Source organism: Pantoea sp. Fr-CA_6 (genome assembly GCF_024520895.1).
Classification (GTDB): Bacteria; Pseudomonadota; Gammaproteobacteria; order Enterobacterales; family Enterobacteriaceae; genus Pantoea; species Pantoea agglomerans.
Map to the genome: position 1 here is coordinate 1 of NZ_JALNPO010000035.1, position 656 is coordinate 656.

2 tRNA genes are annotated in these 656 nt (G+C 51.4%); both read right to left on the bottom strand.

What is annotated here, in order from left to right:
- Positions 1 to 256 precede the first annotated feature (256 nt).
- Positions 257 to 332: transfer RNA gene (locus NR201_RS22485), tRNA-Ala, on the bottom strand.
- 142 nt (positions 333 to 474) lie between these two features.
- A tRNA-Ile gene (locus tag NR201_RS22490) sits at positions 475 to 551 on the bottom strand.
- Between the last annotated feature and the right edge of the window lie 105 nt (positions 552 to 656).

The following is a 656-nucleotide window of genomic DNA, read 5'->3' on the forward strand; positions in this document are numbered from 1 at the left end:
CCTCTGACTGCCTGGGCATCCACCGTGTACGCTTAGTCGCTTAACCTCACAACCCACAGGCGTTTTACAACGCTGCGAATTGCAAGCATTTGAGAGACTCGAACGCATCGCCAAGTCATTCCTTAATTACGGAGGAATGACGCGCTGCGTCGTTTCAATTTTCAGCTTGTTCCGGATTGTTAAAGAGCATAATACGTCGCAGCACACCGTCGCCGGTATGCTCTGAGGTATTTCAGAAAAAAACAGATAAACGGTATGGTGGAGCTAAGCGGGATCGAACCGCTGACCTCCTGCGTGCAAGGCAGGCGCTCTCCCAGCTGAGCTATAGCCCCATACAGTTACTGCAGAGACCACTACTACCACTCAACCGAGTACACTTCGTGAGAAATGTAATTCGTGCTCAGGCAAGGCATGTTTCCGCGAAGCATAGTGAACTATGCGAGCCGGAGACATAACGCAGCGTGAGTGCGAATTTGGTAGGCCTGAGTGGACTTGAACCACCGACCTCACCCTTATCAGGGGTGCGCTCTAACCACCTGAGCTACAAGCCTGTAGAGGTTTTTTCTGCTCGTTACTTTTTATCAGACAATCTGTGTGGACACTGCGCGGGAAGGTATCTTCAGGTAAGGAGGTGATCCAACCGCAGGTTCCCCTAC